Consider the following 6109-nt stretch of genomic DNA (forward strand, 5'->3'; position numbering starts at 1 on the left):
TCGGAGTAAATACTACATGACAAATAAAGCGAACATCGCTTTAACGGCATTATCGTTGGCAGTATCTTTTCCTGTTTTTGCAGAGTACTCTGTATCGACAAAAGTCGGCGCAGAGGTATGGGCTGCCGACACTAAAGTTAATGAAGTGAGACGAGATAGCAGTACCGCAGGCACTTTTTACGCGGCGATTGAACATGATGTTAAATATGTCCCTAATGCGCGCCTTCGTTACTCAAGTGTTGATGCGGATTACATGGGGTTCGATAAGCTCGATTTAACCTTGTATTACCACGTTCTAGAGCATGATTTATTGCACTTTGATGCGGGTCTCACGTTCAGTAATTTAAGTGACACTAAATACATTGATGCTGGCTCAAGCAGGCGTGTAGAAGAATTTGATGAGCTGATTTGGGCTTGGTATGGTTACGCAGAAATTCAAGTTCCGGATACAAACTTTGATGTGATTGGTGAGATAAACTTTGGTGACAACAAAGGTATCAAAAGCACCGATTTCATGGCAGGTGTTCAATACAATGTACCGCTCGAAAAAGCTCGACTGGCTTTTCGTGGAGGTTACCGTGTGATTGATTTAGAGTCCGATAAATTCATGTCGGATCTAGGGAAAGAGTTTATTTTTGCTAACGGCTTCTTTGTGAGTGCGGAATACGCGTTCTAAATTCAGCCATGTTAGATATTCGATTTACTTAAAACGTCGCTTTATAAGCGGCGTTTTTTTATATCACTTCATTATATCTAATCGAAATTTCTCCCTATTTGGCTGACTTAGACCATGCTTACCTAGGAGCAATGTGAAAGTTAAAGCAGGGATAGCGATGACAATAAATGAACTAAGACATCTATTCCGTGAAAATCAGCTTATCGAAGCGATTATTGAGCCTGCAATCCAAGAGGGTGGTTGGGTTGTAGAGTTCAGACATGCGCGCGGTGGTTTTGTTTTTCTAACGGACAGTCACGGCGAAGAATGTCTTTATGAAGATTTGGATACTGCGTCAAAATCGGCAATGGCAGTAGGCTTTCAACAAGTCCGCATTGAAGATCGATGAGCAAAAAGTAAGCCGTTCTTACTTCCAAAAAGTTATAAAACATTCACTTCTATTCTTTCTTGTTATTAAGGAGAGTGGGTACTCTATCGTCACGCAATGAATAGGGATGTCGTGATAATGTCTTTTCAAAAGAATGAGTATTCTCACAAGAATGTGTCTGAAGATAATAATGGGCAAGGAGGAAATCCTCCAATCGCAAGCCCTCTGAATGACCAACAAATTAGCTCACTCCAACAAACTGTCTCTGAGTTGTCTTCACAGCAACTTGCTTGGGTCAGTGGGTATTTTTGGGGATTAGCTCAAAATCAACCAAACACAGCGGTAACGCCAATTGCACAAGCAACGGCAGCCGTATCAGCGAAGCCAGCAGGTAAGTTGAGTATTATTTTTGCTTCCCAAACGGGCAATGCTAAAGGTGTTGCTGAAGCTCTGGAACAGGAAGCAAAAGCAGAAGGAATTGCAGTCGAACTTTTTGATGCAAGCGATTACAAAGGTAAAAACTTAGCCAAAGAAACGCATGTCATTATTGTGGCATCGACTAACGGCGAAGGCGAAGCGCCAGACAATGCCATTGAGCTACATGAGTTTTTGCAATCGAAGAAGGCTCCTAAGCTGCCAAACCTGCAATATGGTGTTATTGCATTGGGAGATTCTAGCTACGAGTTCTTCTGTCAGACCGGTAAAGACTTCGACACTTACCTATCAAAGCTAGGCGCGACTCCATTTATCGAGCGTCTTGATTGCGATGTGGATTATGAAGCCCCTGCAACTGAATGGCGTAAGAATGCGTTAGACAAGGTAAAAGATACACTGTCTTCTGGCTCTGAAGCGGATGTGGTTCAACTTCCTGTGGGTCAAGCTGCGACTGCGCACTCTCCTTACAATAAACAAAATCCGTACACTGCGACGTTACTGACCAGTCAAAAAATCACGGGCCGTGACTCTGGAAAAGACGTTCGTCATATAGAAATCGACTTAGAAGGCTCGGGCTTAACGTATCAGCCAGGTGATGCACTAGGTGTGTGGTTTGAAAATAGCTCGGAACTTGCAAATGCCATTCTTGGTAAGGTCGGTTTGTCTGGGGTTGAGACTGTTGACGTTGATGGTGAAAGCTTGTCAATCCACAGTGCTCTCGTGAGTAAATATGAAATCACAACATCTAACCCGCAGCTCATCACAAAGTTTGCCGAGTTATCCGGTAGCAAGAAGCTACAAAAGTTAGTTGAAGATAAAGATAAGCTTCGCGAGTACTCTGCAAATACTCAAATCGTTGATGTACTGGCAGAAAAGAAAACCAAGTTAACCGCAGATGAATTGATTGGTTTGCTTCGTCGCCTTACTCCACGCCTTTACTCTATTGCATCAAGCCAAGAAGAGGTCGATGAAGAAGTACACCTAACGGTTGCTTTGGTTGAGTACGAACAAAACGACGAAAAACGATATGGTGGTGCGTCTAGTTTCTTAGCACAGCGTCTCGAAGAGGGGGGTGAAGTTAAAGTATTTGTTGAGCATAACAACAACTTCAAACTGCCGGAAGATGATAGCACTCCAATTATCATGGTTGGTCCTGGCACAGGGATCGCACCATTCCGTAGCTTTATTCAGGAGCGTGAAAACCGCGATGCTGAAGGCAAAAACTGGTTGTTCTTTGGTGATCGCACGTTCACTCAAGACTTCTTGTACCAAGTGGAATGGCAAAAGTATCTCAAGTCAGGAGTACTAAGCCGATTGGATGTTGCCTTTAGTCGTGACCAAGTAGAAAAGGTTTACGTACAACATCGCATCTTAGAAAACGCAGCTCAAGTGTGGCAGTGGATCCAAGAAGGCGCTTATATCTATGTCTGCGGTGATGCAACGCGTATGGCAAAAGATGTGCACGACGCATTGGTTATCGTTGCTGAACAAGAAGGCAAGATGCCGCGTGACGATGCAGAACAATTTATTAATGACCTACGTAAAGCGAAACGTTATCAGAGGGATGTGTACTAATGACTTTTTCTACGGACAATAATAAGCAGGTTGTATTAGGTGAAGAGTTAGGGCCGCTATCTGATAACGAGCGCCTGAAGCGAGAAAGCAACTTATTACGTGGCACCATTGAGCAAGATTTACAGGACCGTATTACTGGTGGCTTTACTGCCGACAACTTCCAGTTAATTCGTTTCCACGGTATGTATCAACAAGACGATCGTGATATCCGTAATGAACGCACAAAGCAAAAACTGGAACCATTACATAATGTGATGCTTCGTGCTCGTATGCCTGGAGGCATCATCACGCCAACGCAATGGTTAGCGATCGACAAGTTCGCAACGGAGCACTCTTTATATGGAAGTATTCGTCTGACGACTCGCCAAACGTTCCAGTTTCATGGGGTATTAAAACCGAATATTAAGTTGATGCATCAAACGCTCAACAGTATTGGCATTGATTCGATTGCAACCGCGGGTGATGTAAACCGTAACGTGTTGTGTACCACTAACCCAGTGGAGTCAGAGTTACACCAAGAAGCTTACGAATGGGCGAAGAAGATCAGTGAGCATCTATTACCAAAGACGCGCGCTTATGCAGAGATTTGGCTAGACGGTGAAAAAGTAGAAAGCACGGAAGAAGACGAACCGATTCTAGGCAAGAACTACTTACCACGTAAGTTTAAAACTACAGTGGTTATCCCACCGCAAAATGACGTAGATGTACACGCTAACGATCTCAACTTCGTAGCGATTGCAGATAACGGTAAGCTGGTAGGCTTTAACGTCCTGGTCGGCGGCGGCTTAGCGATGACGCATGGCGATACATCAACTTATCCGCGCCGCGCTGACGACTTTGGCTTTATTCCGCTGGACAAGACACTTGATGTTGCCGCAGCTGTAGTAACAACTCAGCGCGACTGGGGTAACCGTTCAAACCGTAAGAACGCAAAAACCAAATACACATTGGATCGTGTAGGTAGCGATGTCTTTAAAGCGGAAGTCGAGAAACGTGCTGGTGTTAAGTTTGAGCAAAGCCGTCCATATGAATTCACAGAACGTGGTGACCGTATTGGCTGGGTAGAAGGAATTGATGGTAAATATCATTTAGCGCTTTTCATCGAAAACGGTCGCTTATTAGACTTTCCAGGTAAACCACTTAAGACGGGTGTTGCTGAAATTGCCAAAATCCACAAAGGCGATTTCCGCATGACAGCGAACCAAAACCTAATTGTTGCGGGTGTACCTAAAAACGAAAAAGCGAAGATTGAAAAGATCGCTCGTGAACATGGCTTAATGGACGACGGCGTAAGTGAACAGCGTAAGAACTCAATGGCTTGCGTTGCTTTTCCAACTTGTCCGCTAGCGATGGCAGAAGCTGAACGTTTCCTTCCTCAGTTTGTTACTGATGTGGAGGGGATTCTGGAGAAGCACAACCTACCAGAAAATGACAACATCATTTTGCGTGTAACTGGGTGTCCAAATGGTTGTGGTCGCGCAATGTTGGCTGAAATTGGTCTAGTTGGCAAAGCGCCGGGTCGTTACAACTTGCACCTAGGTGGTAACCGTGCCGGTACTCGAGTACCAAAAATGTATAAAGAGAACATCACGGATAAGCAAATCTTAGAAGAGATTGATCTGCTGGTGGCTCGATGGTCGAAAGAGCGTGAAGAAGGCGAAGCCTTTGGCGATTTCACTATTCGTGCTGGCATTATCCAAGAAGTGCTCGTATCAAAGAGGGACTTTCATGCTTGATTCTGTAGCATCCAAGCTTGAGCTCACAGAGTTACTGACATTAACAAAGACGGAGCAAATCCTCCGTCTTGCTCAAATTAATGTCGAGCTCGAAAAGCTTTCAGCACAAGAGAGAGTAGCGTGGGCTTTAGATAATCTAGAAGGCGAGTTCGCGGTTTCTTCTAGTTTTGGTATTCAAGCCGCGGTTATGCTTCATTTAGTTACTCGCGCCAAAGCGGACATCCCCGTCATTCTAACCGATACTGGTTACCTGTTTGCTGAGACGTACCGATTTATCGATGAGCTGACAGATGCTCTCAACCTAAATTTAAAAGTTTATCGAGCCAAAGAAAGTGCGAATTGGCAAGAAGCTCGATATGGAAAATTATGGGAGCAGGGCGTAGAGGGAATTGAAAAATACAACAAGCTCAATAAAGTTGAGCCGATGCGTCGAGCGTTAAAAGAGCTTAATGTTGGAACGTGGTTCTCTGGATTGCGTCGAGAGCAAAGTAAATCTCGTGCAGGTTTACCGATTCTATCAATTCAGAACGGTGTGTTTAAATTTCTACCAGTAATTGATTGGACTAATAAAGACGTTCATTACTACTTAGAACAACACGGCCTTAAATACCACCCATTGTGGGATGAAGGTTACCTTTCAGTTGGTGATACACATACCACTCGTAAATGGGAGCCGGGAATGTCAGAGGAAGAAACTCGATTCTTTGGCTTAAAGCGAGAATGTGGCCTACACGAAGATGATGGCTCTGAACAAGATGGGTCTGGCATATAGCCATAATGCTCTTTAAATAGAGTTTAGGTTAAGTTTAATAAAGATAGCTGCAATAAAGCAGCTTTCTTTATCTATGGTACTTGAAAAAACACGCGTCAAAGAACAACTCTGTGGATAAGTTGTGTGAGAGTTTGGGGTAAAGTTGAATAAATAAAGGTTTGATCGAAAACTCATCGTTTAACCATTATTTTTGCAATTTTTGAAAAATAACACTTGCCAATGTGAGCGCGATCTCTATAATGCCTCCTCGTCGACAGGGCAAGGCCTCACAAGGGTTTAAGCGAAGTTGATAAGGCTGAAAAGAAAAACGAAATAATTTGAAGAAAGTGTTTGACACAATAAATTATCTCGCTAGAATGGCCGCCTCTTCCGAAGTGATGTCAATCACAAAGAAGAGTTGCTCTTTAACAATATAGACCTATCAATCTGTGTGGGCACTCGTTGATGATAATCCAATTAGAAGCTTCGGCTTCAAATTAGGTTTCAATGAAACGAAGTGACCATTCGAATTGGGAAGCAGCCTTGAGCTGTTTTGTTTTACTTTTTCA

At 43.6% G+C, this 6109-nt stretch carries 5 protein-coding genes; all 5 read left to right on the top strand.

What is annotated here, in order from left to right:
- The first annotated feature begins 16 nt into the window (after positions 1–16).
- The 5 genes from R7F67_RS20925 to R7F67_RS20945 all read left to right on the top strand — a co-directional run bounded on the left by R7F67_RS20925 (position 17) and on the right by R7F67_RS20945 (position 5561).
- Entirely contained in the window at positions 17–676 is a 660-nt protein-coding gene (locus tag R7F67_RS20925) for a TIGR04219 family outer membrane beta-barrel protein (RefSeq protein WP_005381265.1), read from the top strand.
- 157 nt (positions 677–833) lie between these two features.
- Positions 834–1064: a hypothetical protein gene (locus R7F67_RS20930; RefSeq protein ID WP_005381264.1), complete on the top strand. Its 231-nt coding sequence runs from the start codon at positions 834–836 to the stop codon at positions 1062–1064.
- A gap of 117 nt (positions 1065–1181) precedes the next feature.
- Positions 1182–3053, top strand: coding sequence for an assimilatory sulfite reductase (NADPH) flavoprotein subunit (locus tag R7F67_RS20935; protein WP_017821725.1), 1872 nt, complete (start codon positions 1182–1184; stop codon positions 3051–3053).
- Complete coding sequence (cysI, locus tag R7F67_RS20940) at positions 3053–4789, top strand: assimilatory sulfite reductase (NADPH) hemoprotein subunit (RefSeq protein WP_005382750.1); 1737 nt, start codon at positions 3053–3055, stop codon at positions 4787–4789. The genes R7F67_RS20935 and cysI overlap by 1 nt, the downstream gene beginning before the upstream one ends.
- Positions 4782–5561, top strand: a complete 780-nt coding sequence (locus tag R7F67_RS20945) for a phosphoadenylyl-sulfate reductase (RefSeq protein WP_005382748.1) — start codon at positions 4782–4784, stop codon at positions 5559–5561. Before cysI ends, R7F67_RS20945 begins: the two co-directional genes overlap by 8 nt.
- Positions 5562–6109 lie beyond the last annotated feature (548 nt).

The sequence above is a fragment of the Vibrio sp. YT-17 genome, assembly GCF_033337375.1.
GTDB lineage: Bacteria > Pseudomonadota > Gammaproteobacteria > Enterobacterales > Vibrionaceae > Vibrio > Vibrio alginolyticus.